This window comes from Pedobacter westerhofensis (genome assembly GCF_900182595.1).
In the GTDB taxonomy this organism is placed as follows: domain Bacteria; phylum Bacteroidota; class Bacteroidia; order Sphingobacteriales; family Sphingobacteriaceae; genus Pedobacter; species Pedobacter westerhofensis.
Map to the genome: position 1 here is coordinate 192,199 of NZ_FXTN01000012.1, position 18,426 is coordinate 210,624.

The following is an 18,426-nucleotide window of genomic DNA, read 5'->3' on the forward strand; positions in this document are numbered from 1 at the left end:
AGTGATAATTACAGCGAAGGGACAAACTGCATACCACAATCGCTGAAATTACTTTTAAAAACGATTTAACCGGTAATTTTCTATTTTAGATAAAAAAAGAACGGAGCACTTTGATCGACATCCTGATCCGTGTTTTGATCGTGCCCACGGGAATATTCAGTGCCACAGATACCTCAAGCTGCGTATAACCCTGAAAATACACCATATCCAGAATGAGCTTCTGTTCAGGAGTAAGCACGTCAAATAACTGTTTCAGCCCAATAAATTCCGGATGATACATAATCTGGTAGCGTTCATTGATTTCGACTGTGAATTCTGCAAGGTCATCGTTCCTGTGGCTGTTGATTTCTCCGCGGCTTCTCAAATGATCAATCGCGGTATTCCTTACCAGTCTTGACATCCAGGTAAATAACCGGCCTTTTGAGGAATCATACTGGCCGATAGAATTCCATATTTTGATAAATGACTCCTGGAGCACGTCCTGCGCAACTTCATCTTGTTTCACTACCTTCGAAACAATTCCAAGAAGCGAGGCAGAATAGGATGAGTATAAAAATTCCAGTGCTTTACAGTCACGGGCAACCAATGATGCAACTAAATTTCCTTCCGGTTGGTTGCTGGAAATAAAGTGCCGGCTTGTTTTAGGCTTAGGTAAGACAGTTAACATAAGAGCGTGTTTAGGTCTGTCATGATTACGTCAAAATTCAAGCCTAATCACTGATCTATTCCAGATAGCTCTGCGAATCCGGAATACAGACGAAAATCGACACCTATGTACAGGAAAATTATACACAGCGCTGTATGTTTTTTTATTCACAAAGTAAAATATCGTTAAACCTGCAGCAGCAGGTTTTTTGTGCGGCTTTGAAACCTGAAGAAAAGTAGTATGGAGGCTGTCAGTAATCCAAAAGTGAGGCCGTACCATATGCCGTTTACACCGAGACCAAGCCTGATACCAAGAAAATAACCTAAAGGGATACCAATAATCCAGTAAGCTACAAAAGTAATGATCGTTGGGTAATTTACATCGCCCATTCCGCGCAGCACCCCAAGCCCAACTACCTGTGTACCGTCAAACAGTTGGAAGAATCCGGCAATAATTAGTAACTGTGCGGCTATACGGATTACGGACAGGTCTTCTGTATAGATATAGGGGAGCACATTACTGGCCAGGACAAACCCGAGTGCGGTAACTGCCATAAACAGCAGAATAACATGGTAGCTTGCAAGCGCAGCCTTTCTTAAATCGCCGAAGTTATTTTTGCCCAGGTTATTTCCGGTTTTGATTGTCGCAGCAGAAGCAATACCACTGGAAATCATATAAGTGATGGATGCCAGGTTGATGGCTACCTGATGGGCAGCCTGTTCAACCGCGCCAATCGTTCCGATCAGTATTGCAGCCCCGCTAAAGGCACTGATCTCAAATGAATACTGGAGTGAAACCGGTGCGCCTATCTTCAAGATTTTCAGGCTTCTCACCTGATCAAAAAAGCCAAACCTGAAACCTTTCAGATAAGACTTAAAGTTTTTTGAATGGAAAACATAGTAAGACATCACTGCACACATCAGGATCCTGTCGATCAGTGTACTTAATCCTACGCCCTTTACGCCCATGGGCGCAATGCCGAACATCCCTTTTACAAAGATGATCCCAACGATGATATTGATCAGGTTGCCCCATATCGAAATATACATCGCCTGTTTTGTAAATCCCAGGCCTTCAGTAAACTGCTTAAAGGTCTGAAAGATCATCAGGGGGATAATTGAGATGCCCAGATACTGCAGGTAAGGTTTTGCGTAGGCCACAACCTCTGGCGATTGCCCCATGTGATCTATAATCAGCAGTGTGCCATAGTTTACAAAAATATACAGCAGCACGCCCATAAATATATTCAGCAACAAACTGTTTGATAAAAGCTTGCCGCATTCTTCAGGATTGTCGCTGCCATTTTCACGGGCAATAAGAGGAGTGAGGCCGTATGAAATACCCAGTCCAAGCACCAGGATCAACATAAAGATACTGTTTACCAGAGAAACTGCTGCAAGTTGTATGGTTCCCGCAAAATGACCAACGATTACGCTGTCGGCCAGATGGACAAGAGTGTGCCCGAGTTGCGACACCACTATAGGCAGTGCGAGCCTTAAATTATCAGCATAGTAAGGCTTGTATTTTGTGTAGAAAGCGTGCAGCATGATTAGGTAATGAACCTGCAAAGGTAACCTATTTTGATTCAATCCTGGTGAAATATTCTTCTTTCTCAGAAGTATGCGGCTGGATCAGGTCGGCCAGAATAAAGCTTACCAGGATTTTTTGCGCCTGTTTATAAGAACTTCTGGTGAGTTTGCTAAACTGTTTTAACGTGATACGGCCCTGTTCCCCAAGATATTCCAGTAATTTCTTTTCCTGTTCGGTATAGCTGATCAGCTGCCCGGTTTGGGTATGCTCATTTTTAAGCACATCCACAATGATCTTGCTGGCTAAGATGCTTTTATCCTTTACCCGGAAATATACCCACCATTTTTTATTTTCATCCAGTGCGTAATGGGGTTTTATATCGCTCTTTGCAATTTTGGCTACAAGTACAAGCTTGCTGTCTACATATACCTCTTCAAACTCAGGTTCCAGGGCTGGTTTACAAAACTGATGTGCTGATTTCAGGATCATGTATTTCTCTTCCTCTTCAGATTTCACACCTTTAATACTCCCGTCATCTGCCACACCGATCAATAACTGACCGCCCCTGTTATTTGCAAAAGCAACAAGGCTCTTTGCAATTTTCTCATTATTGGTAATGGTCTTTTTAAAATCCAGTGTAGTTCCTTCGCCTTGCAAAATTAGTTTCCTGATGTTCATTTTTCTGGGTTTATGCGGGCATCATTAATAAGCTACCGGCCCATTTTCTCCGCTGTGCAGGTTTCTGATATAAACTTCATTCATGGCAGTAGCACAAATCTCGCCGTGCTCATCTGTAATCTCCATTGGATACGCTTTAACAAATTTACCATTGCTTTTCAAAGTGCCTGTAGCTTCGTTCAGCATCTCATCCGTAATTAAAATCGTGAAATAAAGGGATGAACGGCCAGGTTTGAGATACTGTATACTTGCACTCTTGAGCCATACCCGGGTCTTAAAACCATGTTGCTTCAGCAGATAGTAGTATAGCACTGCGTAGAACGGATCTGTTGCTGAATAGATGGTGCCCCCAAATATGGAGCCGTTATAATTCCTGTTGAAAATACTTTTGCTGATTTTTACATCAACGCCCCTGAACCCTTTATGGAACTTTTTTACCCGGATGCGCTGAAAGAAAAGTGGCGGATAGAGACAGAGTGCCCATTTCAAAGTTTTTTCTGATACGATCATGACGTTTAAATATCAGAAAGATTATTTGAATATTCATCACCGTCATGTCTTTAATATTTTTTCTTAAATTAGTATATGCATATATACGAAACCATAACGGAAGCAGTAGCCGATCTGGAGATGAGGGGCTACGAATACGATTTAAACCTCACAGCTGATGGGCTTGAGTGTAAATCCCTTGATTTATTTTTGATGCCCGAGGAGTTCGAGATCGACGAATTTTACAGGTTTGAAGGTATGACTGACCCGGATGACAGTGCTGTTATCTATGCTGTATCTTCCCCTGTCGGGAACCTTAAGGGAGTGGTTATTGATGCCTATGGGGTGTATGCAGAAAATGTTTCACCTGAATTGCTGGACAAATTAAAGATGCACCACGGTTAGGTTACTTGCGTGTAACAAAAATAAAACAATACAGTTAAGAGATTGTTGATTACGCAGAACAAATAGAACTCATTATGAAAAAAGCGTTTTTAAGTCTTGTTTTTGCAGGTTCAATGTTATTAGCCGCATCAGCATGCAATTCAACAAAAAATGTGTCAGGTTCATCTGACAGCACTGCTACAGACACTGCAGCAGTAACTACACCTCCAACTGACACCGCAATGAAGGATACTTCCAAAACAATGCCACCTGATACTACAAAAACTCCAAAAATGTAGTTTAAAGTATAATAAGAAAGGCTGTCTGCGGATAGCCTTTCTTGTTTTAGTGTAAAATTGAAACACTTAAATCTGAATCCATCCGACATTAAATTTTATAAAACCTAACTTTGGGCATATATTCGGTAATCATGTTTAAAGATCAGGTAGTAGAAGGATACAAGAAAATACAGGATGAAATTTGCCAGGCCCTTGCATTGGCAGATGGGAATGGCAGGTTTGAAGAAGAAATTTGGAGCAGGGACGGCGGGGGCGGAGGACGCACACGCATCTTTCAGAACGGCAACGTGATTGAAAAAGGCGGCGTTAACTTTTCTGCCGTTTATGGCAAGCTGCCTGATGCGGTAAAGAAAGCGTTTAAAGTAGAAAACGACGAGTTTTTTGCTACCGGTGTTTCTATCGTGATCCACCCATCAAATCCTTTTGTGCCAATTATTCATATGAACATCCGCTATTTTGAAATGGATGAGCAGACCCGCTGGTTTGGCGGAGGCATCGATCTTACCCCTCATTACGTGATCGACACAGATGCAAGGTTCTTTCATCATTTACTGAAACAGACCTGTGACGAATTTGACGCTTCTTTTTATCAGAAATTTAAAAAGCAGGCTGATGATTACTTCTTTATCAAACACAGGGAAGAAACACGGGGGATCGGCGGCATTTTTTACGACCGGCTGAAACCTGAAAATACGGGGCTTGACTGGGAGCAGCTTTTTAACTTTTCTTTAGGTGTAGGAAATACTTTTATACCTATATATACAGAACTGATCGACAGGAACAGGGATACCGCTTTTACAGCCGAAGAACAGGAGTGGCAATACCTCAGGAGAAGCCGCTATGTAGAATTTAACCTTGTTTATGATTCCGGTACAAAATTCGGTCTGGAGACAAACGGAAGGATAGAATCCATCCTAATGAGCTTACCACCAACAGTAAAGTGGGCTTATAATCACAAACCCGCAGAAAGCAGTCCAGAAGCTGAAACTCTCAGCAAGTTAATAAAAGGTATAGACTGGGCTTAATTTTTTTCCACAATACGCTTAAACAGCAATATTTTCTTAAATTCGCAAGGTTATAACATTACCTTATTTAAATCGTTTTTAAACGAACATTAATTTTTTATGGCAGAAGATTTAGAAAATCAGGAAAACGACAAGATTATAAAGATTGATATAGATGAGCAGATGAAGTCTGCTTACATCGATTATTCGATGTCTGTTATCGTATCAAGGGCGTTACCTGATGTACGCGATGGATTGAAACCAGTGCACCGTCGTGTACTTTACGGGATGCTTGATCTCGGTTTGGCAAATAACAAACCCTTCAAGAAATCAGCCCGTATTGTTGGAGAGGTACTGGGTAAGTACCACCCGCATGGCGATTCCTCGGTTTATATGACCATGGTAAGGATGGCCCAGGAATGGAGTTTACGTTACCTGATGGTGGATGGCCAGGGTAACTTTGGATCTATTGACGGTGACTCTCCGGCTGCGATGCGTTATACAGAGGCGAGATTCCAGAAGATCGCTGAAGATATGCTTGCCGATATCAATAAAGATACGGTAGATTTCCAGCTTAACTTTGATGATTCCCTGCAGGAGCCAACGGTATTGCCTGCTAAAGTGCCCAATCTGTTAATTAACGGGGCATCAGGTATTGCAGTAGGTATGGCAACAAATATGCCGCCTCACAATATCACTGAGGTGATCAATGCTACAATAGCTTATATTGAAAACAACGAAATCACCATACCTGAATTGACAAAGTTTGTGAAAGGCCCGGATTTTCCTACCGGTGCTCTGATCTATGGTTATAATGGTGTTCAGGAAGCTTTTGAAACCGGCCGTGGACGTATCGTGATGCGTGCGAAAGCTGAGATCGAAGCCGTGAAGGACAGGGAGGTGATTATTGTTACCGAAATTCCTTACCAGGTGAACAAAGCAATGATGATTGAGCGTACTGCTGAATTGATCGGAGAGAAGAAAATTGAAGGGATTTCAAATATTAAAGATGAGTCCAATAAAGATGGTATCCGTATCGTTTATGAAATTAAACGAGATGCCAATGCTTCTATCGTGCTCAACAACCTGTTTAAGCAAACTGCACTGCAGACTTCATTCAGTGTAAATAATATTGCACTGGTAAACGGCAGGCCGCAGATGCTGAACCTGAAAGATCTGATCAGGCATTTTGTTGACCACAGACATGATGTAATTGTCCGACGTACAAAATTTGAACTGAACGAAGCGCAGAAACGTGCACATATCCTGGAAGGTTTACTGATTGCTTTAGATCACCTTGACGAAGTAATCAAACTGATCAGGGGCTCAAGTACACCAGACGAAGCGAGATTAGGTTTGATGGAACAGTTTGGCCTGAGCGATATTCAGTCGAGGGCTATCCTGGACATGACGCTGCGCCGTTTAACAGGTCTGGAAAGAGACAAGATCAAAGATGAGTACAATGAGCTGATGAAAACTATTGACTATCTGAACTCGATCCTGGCCGACCAGGGATTGAGAATGCAGATCATCAAAGATGAGCTGGCAGAGATGGTAGAGAAGTATGGTGATGAGCGCAGAACTCAGATCGTACACTCTGCAGAAGACATGAGCATGGAAGACTTCATCGAAGATGAAGAAGTAGTGATCACGATCTCTCATGAAGGTTATATCAAACGTACCCCTGCAACAGAATACCGTACGCAGGCCAGGGGCGGAAAAGGCTCTAAAGGAAGTGATTCAAGGAACGAAGATTTTATTGAGCACCTCCTGATTGCCAGCAACCACAATTATATGTTGTTCTTCACTGAAACAGGACGTTGTTTCTGGCTCAGGGTTTACGAGATCCCTGAAGGATCACGTTTAAGCAAGGGAAGAGCAATCCAGAATATCATTAATATTCCAAAAGAAGAGAAGATCAAAGCTTATATTAAAGTTAAAAATCTGAAAGATCAGGAATACCTGGAAAACAATTACATTATCATGTGTACCAAAAAGGGAACGATTAAGAAAACTTCACTTGAAGCTTATTCGAGACCAAGGGTAAACGGTATCAATGCAATCAACATCAACGAAGGCGATCAGCTGCTTGAAGCAAGTTTAACCAGTGGATCAAGTGAAATTGTGATGGCATTGCGCTCAGGCCGTGCGATCAGGTTCAATGAAAGCACTGTCCGTCCGATGGGAAGGACCGCTACAGGTGTGAGAGGCGTAACCCTGGCGCATGATAAAGATGAAGTGGTAGGTATGATCGCCGTTGATGATCCAACTGCAACAGTCATGGTCGTTTCTGAAAAAGGTTATGGTAAACGTACCGATATCGAAGATTACCGAGTGACCAACCGTGGTGGTAAAGGTGTAAAAACCATCACTATCACAGAGAAAACCGGTGACCTGATTGCGATAAAGAGCGTTACTGACGATGATGACCTGATGATTATTAACAAATCGGGTATCGTAATCCGTATTGTACTGAGCCACCTGAGGGTTATCGGAAGAGCTACACAGGGTGTACGCCTCATCAATTTAAAAGGAAACGACGCTATTGCTTCGGTTGCTAAAATTGAACATGAGGATGATCCTGAAGAAGAAGTTTCTGAGGATGTACTGATCACCGGCGAAGCGGCGGCCCTTCCTGAAGAAGGAGCAGCAGCTGAAACTGAAGACGCTGAAGCAGAGGAGGAAGAGGAAGAAGAAGGGGATGAAGATGCTGAAGATGAGGACAGCGGCGACGAAGAAGAATAGAGTTAAATAGTAAATACAGAACCCGTAAAACCTGCAGGAGAAGAGAAAAATCAAAACAATTCTCAGCTCAGGCAGGTTTTATAATTAATTAAAAAACCAACCCATATGAAAAAAGTACTTTTAAGTATGTTATTTATAGGTGCTGCCACCTATGCTGCGAATGCTCAAAAGAGTGAAGTTTCAAAAGCTAAAAATGCCTGGGCATTAGCAAAATTTGCTACTGCAACAACCCCGCTTGATGCTACCTTGAAATCGCTAGGAGAAGGCTTAAAGGCAACTGATAACGCTATCGCCAACGAAAAATCCAAGGATATGCCTGAAGCTTGGTCTTACAGGGCTTTATTTGCCTCAAGAATTGCTTTTGTAGATTCACTGAACGTACCAAATGCAGTAGCTAATGAGAAAATTGCTGAAGAGGCAATTACAAAAGCCAAAGCTTTAGATACAAAAGGGGGGGAGAAAGAAAATATCCTTGAAGCAGAAACTACTTTGTCCAATGCGTTGAGAAACAGGGCAATCTTTGCATACAATAAAAAAGATTTTAAATCTGCATTAACATTTTTCAATGAGGTAACTGCCAAAAATCCTCAGGATACATCTACTTATGTAAATGCTGGTGTAACTGCCAAACAAGTTGAAAACTATCCGGAAATGGTTAGAAATTTCAGCAAGGCAATTGATCTGGGCTACAAAGACAGTGAGTCACTGTACAGTGAAGTCATCTCTACAACTTTCGAAAAGGTTAAGGATACAGTAGGTGGTACAGCTTTATTAGAAAAAGCGGTAGCCAAATATCCTGAAAATCCATATTTCGTAGGTATGCAGACAGACCTTTACATCAAAAAGGGAGACATTGTGAAATCACAGGAAATGTTGAACAAACTGATCGCTAAAGATCCTAAAAATGCGGCTTACCAGTATGCAATGGGGGATACCTATTACAAACAGGCCTTAGACCTTCAGGGGAAAAGAAATGCAATTGATGCTAAAAAGAAAAAGGAATTTGATGCAATCACTGCAAAAATGACCGGTTTTATCGATCAGGCATTGCCTTACTACAAAAAAGCGTATGAGCTTGATCCAACAAAAATGACTTCGGCTTTAGAAAACCTGAAAATCATTTACGCGTTCAAAAATGACACGCCAAACTATGAGGCAACTAAGAAATTATTAGATGCTGCTAAAAAATAATCGTTAAAACAGCGATATTAAAAGAGGGATAAATTTTATCCCTCTTTTTTTTTGTATAAATTTGTAGCTAAGCCCTAAAGCATATGATTGATAAAAGACTTGTATTTTCTGCCGCATTTTTTATGATAGTGAGTTCTCAGCAAGTGTTTGCACAAAAAACACAACTGCTGATCGCTCGGAACAGCGTCGGAAAACTTCAGGCTGCAATCGCTAACAAGAAAGATCAGAAAGCGAAGATGTCGATCCTGAATGAGGGGATAAAAGCCAGTGAGCTCACCGCTGCCGATTCCAAAACCAGGAAATATCCTGAAACATGGGCAATTAAATCTTATCTGAGCTCATACATTGCGCTTCTGGACTCTGATCAGAATAATTCAAACAAATATTATGACCTCACGCTAAAGGCCATTGATACTGCAAAAAGATTTGAGAACTACGAAGACAATTCAGGGCTGATTGCTGCCGCAAATTATAACGTTAATATCAAAAAGCAGCAGAAAGGTAATGTTGCATATGCCAACAAAGACTTTGGTGCTGCCTACAACTATCTGAAGGAAGTGAGCGATTTCTTTCCGAAGGATACCATCCTTGCGATCAATGCAGCACTAAGTGCTGAAGGCAACAAGAATGATAACGCAGCTTTTGATTATTACCAGCGTGCCAAAGATAATGGCGTAAGAAACCCTGTGGTTTTTCAGCGCCTGGCAGTGATCTACAAAAACAGACAGGATACCGATAAAGCAATCAGGACACTCGAAGAAGGATTAAGCGCAAATCCGTATAATACGATGCTGAATAACGATTACATCAACATTTTACTGGATACTGAAAAATATACGGAAGCAAAACAGGTTCTGGAAGGAACTTTAAAAGTTGAAACCCGAAGCAAACTGCTATATTATCTGTACGGGTACCTGCACCAGAAAAGCACAAATATGGGCACAGCAGAACTGGCTTATAATAAATCACTGGCTATCGACAAAAATTATTTTGATGCCATGTACCAGCTGGGTTTGGTTTACCTCAACCAGGGCAATGATGCATTGGTGCCTGAGCATAAGGACGTAGCCAAATACTCTTCCTTTATTAACCGTGCCGAAGTAATTCTCGTACAGGCTCATGAAGCCAAGCCAAAGGACAAGGCTACCATTAATTTACTAATTGAAATCTATACCCGCAAGAACAGGTTTGACAGGGTACAGGAACTTAAAGCACAACTAGACGAGTTTTAACTGAAGGTGTAATGTGAATGATGGTGGGTCGATTATCGCTGAAATAATCACTATTACTACTCCTTAGTGTTTATTATGTAAAATAACTTGCTAATTAAGATATATTGCTTATATTTGGTTAACCAATCATTGTTAATCTTTTTAATATAAATTATGGTTGCAGCAGCAAGTAAATTCCCGGCGCGTAAAAACAGCCGCGAGACCTGGGTCCCAAACAAAAACAAACTTTTAGTAATTATTTTTTTGTAATATATTTGATCAGGGATCAAATATACAGAGGCTTCAGGATGAAAGAAACAGAAGATACCTTAAGTATTTCGTTTGCATTCAAACGGGGAAAAGGAATAATCAGACTCGTTGAATTCGAAGATAACGGACACTTCATCGTATATGTGCCTTCATTGAATCTGTCTGCGTACGGAAACAACTATGATGAAGCCTTGCAGATGATGAGTGACATTGTGATCGAAGACTTTTTTGACAACTTGCTGGATCAGCCTGAAAATGTCATTTACAATCATCTGAGGATTCTGGGCTGGCAACAAAGCCAGGCCGGTTCGGGAGAGTTGAGTAACCAAGTACACATCGATACAGAGGGCATTTTAAAGAATTTTAATCTCCCGGCAGATACCAAAATCAAAGAAAGGTCACTGGAACTATAAAATGGGAATTGATCGGCCTGTTAAAGTTAGATGTTGGGAGAAATTTCTAACTTCCCAAGGTTGTGCTTTTAAAAGTAAAAATGGCACATATCATGATAAATGGCGCTGTCCAAATTGTATTCAGTCAATTATATTCAGAGGAGCAGAAAGAGAGATTCCATTTGCGCATATCAAGACGAACTTAACAACAATGAAAGTATCGGTTCATTCGTTTACAACCTGGATGAAACAGAACTGTTAATGTCTAATAAGGGGAAGAGGTTAAACACTATAAAATCGTACTTAACATAATATTAATTATGTAACTATATTTTATTTGTATTTTTTAGGCTTTAATATTGTAAATTCTGTGCAGTTTGTTTTGTATAAGTTCGGCTAATCTGATATACCTGTGTATTCGCAGAAGTTCAGCCAGTCTGGTACACCGGTAATATTTTAAATCGCTATATTTGTAAACTTCATCTTTAATCACCGTGCATGCTGTCTTCTGTATGTCTTCGGTCCAAGTTCACCCTTCGTAGTATACTGGTAGCATTTTCATTCGCTATTGGAATGCGTGTGATAAGCTATTAATAGCGTGTTGACAGGCTAAAATGCAGATTTGAGCGAGTCAACACCGTGTTAACAGCCTGTCAATAGCCTGTGAGCAGCATACTAAAACTATACGAAAACTATCCGGGGCATATCTTTGTACAGGACTGTTACCGAACGATATACGAAGAATGGATGAATGAAGGCATGATTTCAGGCTGTAGTTTAAAAGACATGCTAACCGGGAGAATTATACCTCTAATTTAATAATTCTGTCAAAATAAAACTAGATTTGCAGTTTAAACTAAATATGGCCTCTCAGAAAAAATCAGCGATTGGATTTATCTTTATCACGTTATTGATAGATTTTACCGGGTTTGGAATTATTATTCCTGTATTGCCCAGGTTAATTGAAGAACTTACCGGTGGTGGTATCAGTGTTGCGGCAGTTTATGGTGGTTGGCTGACGATCTCGTATTCGGCGATGCAGTTTATCGGTGCACCCATCCTTGGTGGCCTAAGCGACAGGTTTGGCCGCAGGCCAATATTATTGGCCTCTCTACTGGGATTGGGACTGGATTATGTGTTCCTTGCATTTGCACCAACAATTGCATGGCTTTTTGTTGGCAGAATTATCGCCGGAATTACTGGTGCCAGCTTCACTACTGCGATGGCTTATATTGCTGATGTCAGCGAGCCCGAAAAACGCGCTCAGAATTTCGGACTGGTTGGTGCGGCATTTGGGATCGGTTTTATTGTTGGCCCTGTAGTCGGTGGTTTATTTAGTCAGTTCGGACTTCGGATTCCTTTTCTGATTTCTGCAGGATTAGCATTGATCAACTGGCTTTACGGTTACTTTGTTCTGCCGGAATCCCTGGCGAAAGAAAACCGCCGGGCTTTCGACTGGAAACGTGCAAATCCTCTTGGTGCGCTATTGCATATCAGGAAATATCCTGCGCTTGCCGGACTGCTGGTCGCGCTTTTCCTGTTGTATATCGCGAGTCACTCTGTGCAATCAAGCTGGACTTACTACACGATGGAGAAATTCCACTGGAATGAAGCCTGGGTTGGTTATTCATTGGGATTCGTGGGCGTGCTGGTCGGTATTGTTCAGGGCGTTCTGATTAGGGTGATCATCCCAAAGATTGGTCAGGTAAAAGCTGTATTTTACGGACTGGTGCTGTATATAGCTGGTTTCCTTTTGTTTGCATTTGCTACCCAGAGCTGGATGATGTTTGCTTTTACAATTCCCTATTGTCTGGCAGGTATCTTTGGCCCGGCAATGCAGGGATTGCTTTCCAATGATGTACCTGCGAACGAGCAAGGTGAATTACAGGGAGTGACTGCGGGATTGATGAGTCTGTCGGCGATCATCGGCCCGCTGATTATGACCAATCTTTTCGCCCATTTTACAAATCATAAAAATTCCATCTATTTTCCAGGAGCGCCTTTTATCCTGTCTGCTCTGCTTACGATTGCAGGCCTGATCATCTGTACAAGGTCCTTAAGGAAATACCATTCTTAAAATTGTTTTTTACAAAACACAATATTCGGTCAGATTATTGATCAGAGATGATCATAGTTCATACCAGAAACCATTACATAAATATTTTTTTGAGCGCCCGAACAATGAGTAACCGTCAGATCCGAACAATACAAGATTTTCTCCTCAGTACCTACTTTGCTGACGGTTTACGTATTACGATCGGTGTCCTGTTTCCTTCCCTGATCCTGGCGCAGTTTGATATGCTCAAGTTCGGAATGACTTTGTCACTTGGTGCGTTATGTGTCAGTGTAGTTGATACCCCCGGGCCAAGTGTGCACCGCAGAAATGCCATGCTGGTAACATCTGTGCTAATCACACTGCTCTCTGTGATTGTTGGCGTTACCAACAAAAATCCTTATTTCATTGGTGTGTTACTCGTCACCTGCAGTTTTATTTTCTCCATGTTTTTCCTGTATGGTACGCGTGCGGCGTCTATTGGTACGGCGGTATTGCTGATCATGGTCCTAAGTATTGATGATGTAAGGCCCTGGAGAGATGTGCTGGTTTATTCTGCACTGGTATTTGCAGGCAGTATCTGGTATTCGTTCCTGAGTTTCTTCTTTTACCAGCTAAGGCCATACCGTGTGGTGCAGCAGGCACTTAGCGAATCCATTCATGAGATTAGCGGATTTCTGCGTGCAAAAGCAAAATTTTATCATCAGAATACTGATTACGACTCCAATTATGCGGACTTGCTGCAGCACCAGGTCCAGGTGCATGAAAAACAGGATGCAGTACGTGAGTTGCTTTTTAAAACCAGGGAAATCGTAAAGGAATCTACACCCGAAGGCAGGTTTTTATTGCTGGTATTTGTTGATACGGTTGACCTGTATGAGCAGGTGATGTCAACCTATTATGATTATCAGCATCTGCACGACCAATTTGATGCTTCCGGGATTTTGTTACACTATGAAAAAGTGATCAACAGGATTGCCTCTGAACTGGATGAAATCGCTTTTTCGCTGAAAACCGGTGGAACCCCTCTCCCACCAATTGTATTGGTCGATGAGGTCAAACGCCTCAAAGATGCGATTCTGGATTTGGAGAAGGATAACACCGATGGTAAATACAATACACTCGGCATCATTGCACTCAAAAATATAGAAGTCAATATAGAAAATATCCTCAGCAGGGTTAAAACCATCAACAGCTATTTTAATAAAACTGAGAAAAAGAACCTGAAGAAAAGGGAAATCGAAACAGAGCGTTTTGTGACGCGACAGCCCATCGATATCAAATTATTTTTTGACAACCTCACCTTCAGCTCTGCTACCTTCAGGCACTCCCTCCGGGTGGCCATTGTGATGATCATCGGATTTCTTGTAGCCCGTTTCCTGGATTCTTCCCATAGCTACTGGATATTGCTAACCATACTTGTGATATCAAAGCCCGGGTTCAGTTTAACCAAACAGCGTAATTATGAAAGGCTCTTCGGTACCATTATCGGGGCATTTGCCGGAATGGGCATTCTACTATACATTCATGACAAACATACCCTGTTTTTTATCCTGTTGTTCTGCATGATCGGTGCATATAGCTTCCAGCGTAAGAACTATGTGGTAAGCGTTCTGTTCATGACTCCGTACATTCTGGTTCTGTTTGATTTTCTGGGAATGGGAAGTATGTCGATAGCAAAGGAACGGATCTACGATACACTGATCGGCTCAGGAATTGCTTTACTGGGGAGTTATACACTTTTCCCTAACTGGGAGCACCAGAACCTTAAGGAAGCAATGCTGAATACGCTCAAGGCAAATATGGCCTATTTTGAAGAGGTCACTTTGCTGTATTTTGCTTCGGAGCAAAACCTCACCAATTATAAGCTGGCCCGCAAGGAAGTATATGTTACATCCGCCAATCTCGCCTCCATCTTTCAGAGAATGTTCTCCGAGCCTAAAAGCAAACAGAAACTGATGAAAGAAATGCATCAGTTCACAGCCCTGAACCATTTACTTTCTTCCTATATTGCTACCTTATCTTTGTATAGTAAAGAACATGCGTTTGTGTTTTCCACGCCGGATGAACTCAAACCTGTTGCGAACAATACCTTATATCTTTTGAACCTCTCTGCAGAATTTCTCCTTAAACACAATGACGATCAAAGTAATGTTCCTTTGATTAAAAGTGTAAATGATGATAAGAAATTGTTGAATAGTAATGAAGCTTTGATCATTGAGCAGTTTGATCTGATCCAGAAGGTTGCCTATGACATTTATAAACTAACGGAAAAAATCAAGCTTTAACTTCTTCAAGATGTAACAGCCTGAATGTACGCATGAAGTGCTGGTAGACTCCGTCGTCATTTACAATAATAATCTGCTGGCCAGGCCAAGCAGCAGCATAAATCCAAAAACATCTGTAAATGTAGTGATGATGATGGATGAAGCGATCGCAGGGTCTATGCCTACTCCTTTAAGTATCAGCGGTATCCCCGCTCCTGTTATCCCCGCAATCAGCAGGTTTCCTGTCATTGCCAGAAAGATCACTACACCCAGTAATGGGTTGTTATCAAATACCAGGGCGAAAATAAAAACAATAAGACCGGTAACGGCACCATTGATTAATCCTACGGTAAACTCTTTCAAAACCGTACGGTATGCCTGATTGTCTGTCAGGTCATAGAGCGAGATCCTGCGGACAGTAACGGCAAGGGCCTGTGTAGCCGCGTTTCCGCCCATCCCTGCAATAATGGTCATGTAGGCGGACAGCACTGCTATTTTTGCGATGGTAGGTTCAAAATGACGTACTACCGCTGATGCCGCAAAGGCAGTTGCCAGGTTAATGATCAGCCAGGGCAAACGCGATTTAACAGCCTCCACCCAGTTACCGCTCAGTTCCTCATCTTCAGACACCCCTGATATTTTCAGGATATCTTCCGTGTTTTCATCTTCAAGAACATCAATCACATCATCAAATGTTACCCTGCCCAGCAGTTTCATCTGTGTATCCAGAACCGGAATACTCGTAATATTATATTGGGAAATCAAGCGTGCCACCTCTTCCTGATCCGTATCAGGGCTTACCCAGGCCACATCAGATTTCACCAGTTCGGTGATCTGTACATTGCCTTTTGCTTTGATAATATCTTTTAAGGATACGATACCCTGAAAAACATTGTCATCATCAATCACAAATATGGTGTAAAACTCTTCGATCTCTTCACTTTGGCGGATGATCTCGTCTATAGCATCTTTTTTTGTCAGATTTAAATGAATGCGGATAAACTCCGTATTCATCAGTCCCCCTGCCGTATCCTCATCATAACTGAGCAGGTTCCTGATATGTGATGCATCATCCTCGCTCAGATCGCCCAGAATCTCCTTCTGCTCATGTTCATCGAGTTGTGAGATAATATCTGTAGCATCATCGTAATCGAGTTCCTCAACGATTTCAGTACGTTTATCAGGATGGAGCTGCAGTAAAAGTTCTTCCGGATGCGCTTCTTCGTGCATTTCGGAGATAATCTCAGAAGCAATTTCTACAGGGAGCAGGTTGATAATCCGCTGACGGTCTTCTTTGGTAAGGCTTTCGAACAGGATCGCAATTTCAGACGCATGATATTCGTCCAAAATTACAGCCAGCTGGCTGTCGCTTCCGGCTAGTGCAGATTTTAACTTCGTAACATCTGTTCGGTTTAGTTCATAGGATTGCATGTGTGGCTAAGATAAGCATATTTTCGGTTTTAACCCGCCCTGCTTTTACTTAAACCAGCCCCTGCGCCAAAAATAGATCACCTGCAGCACGGCAATTAGTCCCATAATGAGCATGGTATACAAATATCCGTGAGGTTCATATAATTCCGGCATATTTTCGGGCATGAGTTTACCGCTAACCGGGTCTCTGTCGGCGAAATTCATCCCGTAAATCCCCGCAATAAACGTTAGCGGAATGAAGATCGAAGAAATGATCGTCAGCACTTTCATAATTTCATTCATCCTGTTGCTGATCAGCGACAAATACATATCAATATTGCTGGCAGAGATCTCTTTGAGTGATTCTACGATATCAATAATCTGTATACAATGATCATATGCGTCCCTGATATAGAGTTTAGTCTGATCGGTAATCAGCGGGCTGTCGCTCCGGAGTATATCATTGAGCTTATCCCTCTCTGGCCACGATACCCTCCTGATATTGATCAGGTTTCTTTTGATCAGCTGCGTATCATACATGATAGACTTATCAGGTTTGTCCAGCAGGCGGTCTTCTATCTCATCGAGCTCCTCGCTCCAGGTGCCCAGTATTTCAAAATAGGTATCTACGATAATATCCATAATGGCGTACATGATATAGCTGCTGCCTGCAGTACGGATATTTCCCTTGCCGGCTTTTAATCGTTGTCTTACAGGCTCCAGGCAGTCCGAGTAACTCTCCTTAAAGGTAAACAGCGCGTTATCGGTTAAAATAAATGACAGCTGGGAGTTGTCCAGGTGTTTGTCTTCATCCAGCAGCAGCATCCTGCTGACGGCGAAAACATAACCGTCATACTCTTCCACTTTAGGCCGCTGATAGGTGACGGTAATGTCTTCCAGTACCAGCTTATTGATATTCAAATCACGGCCCAGAATTTCGAACATTTCCTCAGATCCAAATCCCTTGATGTCCACCCAAAATGTATAACTCTTATCTTCAAGTATCTTTGCGATATCTTTTAAACTCTCCAGCTTTTTGCTCTCATAACTTTTGTCGTTGAGCTGGTGGAGGGTGATAACCGGTTCCAGCGCATTTTCGTCAATATATACCAATCCGGGACTGGTCCCTGCCTCGCGAACTGTGTAATTTTGTTTTTTTCTCCGTAACCGGTTTTTTTTATTCATAAACTAGAGGTAGTTTTTTGCCTGTGGCCCCTGGTTGAATAACAAATCAACGATACTCATGTTTGGTAAAAATCCCGCCCTGTCTTCAAATACCTGATGATACGGTTTTGCAGGCAAAATCAGCTCCGGGGTTTTGAAATGAAGTTTTGTTCTGTAATCCAGTTCGGCTGGCAGCTCTTTAATATATTCTGAGGTGAAATGCAGTTCAGGGCTTTTTTTAAGTTGTTTGAATATCCATTGCAGGATCTCCAGATTGTAATCGAACAGGAACTCAAATTTCTTCTGATAAAACGGTGCAAGCTCGTCCTCATAGTATTCAAAATAAGGCGAGTTTCTGTAACAGCTCTCCAGGCTCAGCCAGTGTAAGCGCTGCCATTTAAAATCGTAGCTGATCTTTACGTCTTTCACCCTCGTATGGTACTTGGATCCTTTTATTACGGGCAGAAAAAGGTCGAGAGGCCCGTTTGGAGAATATATTCTGGTTCTGTTGCGGTAAGTTTGTTTGGGAAAATGTTCTTCCCTTTCGATCAGGAAATCATAGCCAACCTCATTGAGGGCAGAGAAATAACTGACCGGCGGAAGATAAAAAAGTGGAAATATAGCAGAATTGTGCATTGGTTAATTTATGTTTGCATTTTCAATGCAGGCAAAATAATGATAAAAAAAGGCTAT

Annotated in this window: 16 protein-coding genes; 9 read left to right on the forward strand and 7 right to left on the reverse strand. The window is 41.9% G+C overall.

The window, feature by feature from the left end; all coding sequences use genetic code 11:
- Window positions 1–85: 85 nt before the first annotated feature.
- The 4 genes from FN831_RS22105 to FN831_RS22120 form a co-directional block, all read right to left on the reverse strand.
- A complete protein-coding gene (locus tag FN831_RS22105; protein ID WP_142530374.1) occupies window positions 86–667 on the reverse strand; it encodes an RNA polymerase sigma factor in 582 nt (193 codons plus the stop codon).
- A gap of 164 nt (window positions 668–831) precedes the next feature.
- Window positions 832–2,193, reverse strand: a complete 1,362-nt coding sequence (locus tag FN831_RS22110; protein ID WP_142530375.1) for an MATE family efflux transporter — start codon at window positions 2,191–2,193, stop codon at window positions 832–834.
- A 28-nt stretch (window positions 2,194–2,221) separates the two neighbouring features.
- On the reverse strand, window positions 2,222–2,854 hold the full coding sequence (locus FN831_RS22115; RefSeq protein ID WP_142530376.1) for an AlbA family DNA-binding domain-containing protein: 633 nt from the start codon (window positions 2,852–2,854) through the stop codon (window positions 2,222–2,224).
- 24 nt (window positions 2,855–2,878) lie between these two features.
- Complete coding sequence (locus FN831_RS22120; protein WP_142530377.1) at window positions 2,879–3,364, reverse strand: PaaI family thioesterase; 486 nt, start codon at window positions 3,362–3,364, stop codon at window positions 2,879–2,881.
- Between the two features lie 75 nt (window positions 3,365–3,439).
- Between FN831_RS22120 and FN831_RS22125 the strand changes: the two genes are divergently transcribed.
- The 9 genes from FN831_RS22125 (at window position 3,440) to FN831_RS22165 (ending at window position 15,180) form a co-directional block, all read left to right on the forward strand.
- A complete protein-coding gene (locus tag FN831_RS22125) occupies window positions 3,440–3,748 on the forward strand; it encodes a phosphoribosylpyrophosphate synthetase (protein WP_142530378.1) in 309 nt (102 codons plus the stop codon).
- A 74-nt stretch (window positions 3,749–3,822) separates the two neighbouring features.
- Window positions 3,823–4,026 (forward strand): coproporphyrinogen III oxidase, encoded by a 204-nt coding sequence (locus FN831_RS22130; protein WP_142530379.1) that lies wholly within the window; start codon window positions 3,823–3,825, stop codon window positions 4,024–4,026.
- Between the two features lie 128 nt (window positions 4,027–4,154).
- Window positions 4,155–5,051: an oxygen-dependent coproporphyrinogen oxidase gene (gene hemF / locus FN831_RS22135; protein WP_142530437.1), complete on the forward strand. Its 897-nt coding sequence runs from the start codon at window positions 4,155–4,157 to the stop codon at window positions 5,049–5,051.
- 99 nt (window positions 5,052–5,150) lie between these two features.
- Complete coding sequence (gyrA, locus tag FN831_RS22140; RefSeq protein WP_142530380.1) at window positions 5,151–7,775, forward strand: DNA gyrase subunit A; 2,625 nt, start codon at window positions 5,151–5,153, stop codon at window positions 7,773–7,775.
- A 105-nt stretch (window positions 7,776–7,880) separates the two neighbouring features.
- A complete protein-coding gene (locus FN831_RS22145) occupies window positions 7,881–8,966 on the forward strand; it encodes a tetratricopeptide repeat protein (RefSeq protein ID WP_142530381.1) in 1,086 nt (361 codons plus the stop codon).
- 83 nt (window positions 8,967–9,049) lie between these two features.
- On the forward strand, window positions 9,050–10,198 hold the full coding sequence (locus FN831_RS22150; protein WP_142530382.1) for a tetratricopeptide repeat protein: 1,149 nt from the start codon (window positions 9,050–9,052) through the stop codon (window positions 10,196–10,198).
- Between the two features lie 287 nt (window positions 10,199–10,485).
- Window positions 10,486–10,860 (forward strand): hypothetical protein, encoded by a 375-nt coding sequence (locus FN831_RS22155; RefSeq protein WP_142530383.1) that lies wholly within the window; start codon window positions 10,486–10,488, stop codon window positions 10,858–10,860.
- 841 nt (window positions 10,861–11,701) lie between these two features.
- Window positions 11,702–12,916, forward strand: a complete 1,215-nt coding sequence (locus FN831_RS22160; RefSeq protein WP_142530384.1) for a TCR/Tet family MFS transporter — start codon at window positions 11,702–11,704, stop codon at window positions 12,914–12,916.
- A 104-nt stretch (window positions 12,917–13,020) separates the two neighbouring features.
- Window positions 13,021–15,180 carry an FUSC family protein gene (locus tag FN831_RS22165; protein ID WP_142530385.1) on the forward strand — a complete coding sequence of 720 codons (2,160 nt, stop codon included), beginning with the start codon at window positions 13,021–13,023 and terminating at the stop codon, window positions 15,178–15,180.
- Window positions 15,181–15,240: 60 nt separating this feature from the next.
- On the opposite strand, the gene mgtE is transcribed toward FN831_RS22165, so the two are convergent.
- From mgtE to FN831_RS22180, 3 genes are read right to left on the reverse strand one after another with little or no spacing between them, the layout of a single operon-like run.
- Window positions 15,241–16,590, reverse strand: coding sequence for a magnesium transporter (gene mgtE / locus FN831_RS22170; RefSeq protein WP_142530386.1), 1,350 nt, complete (start codon window positions 16,588–16,590; stop codon window positions 15,241–15,243).
- 45 nt (window positions 16,591–16,635) lie between these two features.
- Window positions 16,636–17,754, reverse strand: a complete 1,119-nt coding sequence (gene corA / locus FN831_RS22175) for a magnesium/cobalt transporter CorA (protein WP_142530387.1) — start codon at window positions 17,752–17,754, stop codon at window positions 16,636–16,638.
- 3 nt (window positions 17,755–17,757) lie between these two features.
- Complete coding sequence (locus FN831_RS22180; protein WP_142530388.1) at window positions 17,758–18,369, reverse strand: WbqC family protein; 612 nt, start codon at window positions 18,367–18,369, stop codon at window positions 17,758–17,760.
- Window positions 18,370–18,426 lie beyond the last annotated feature (57 nt).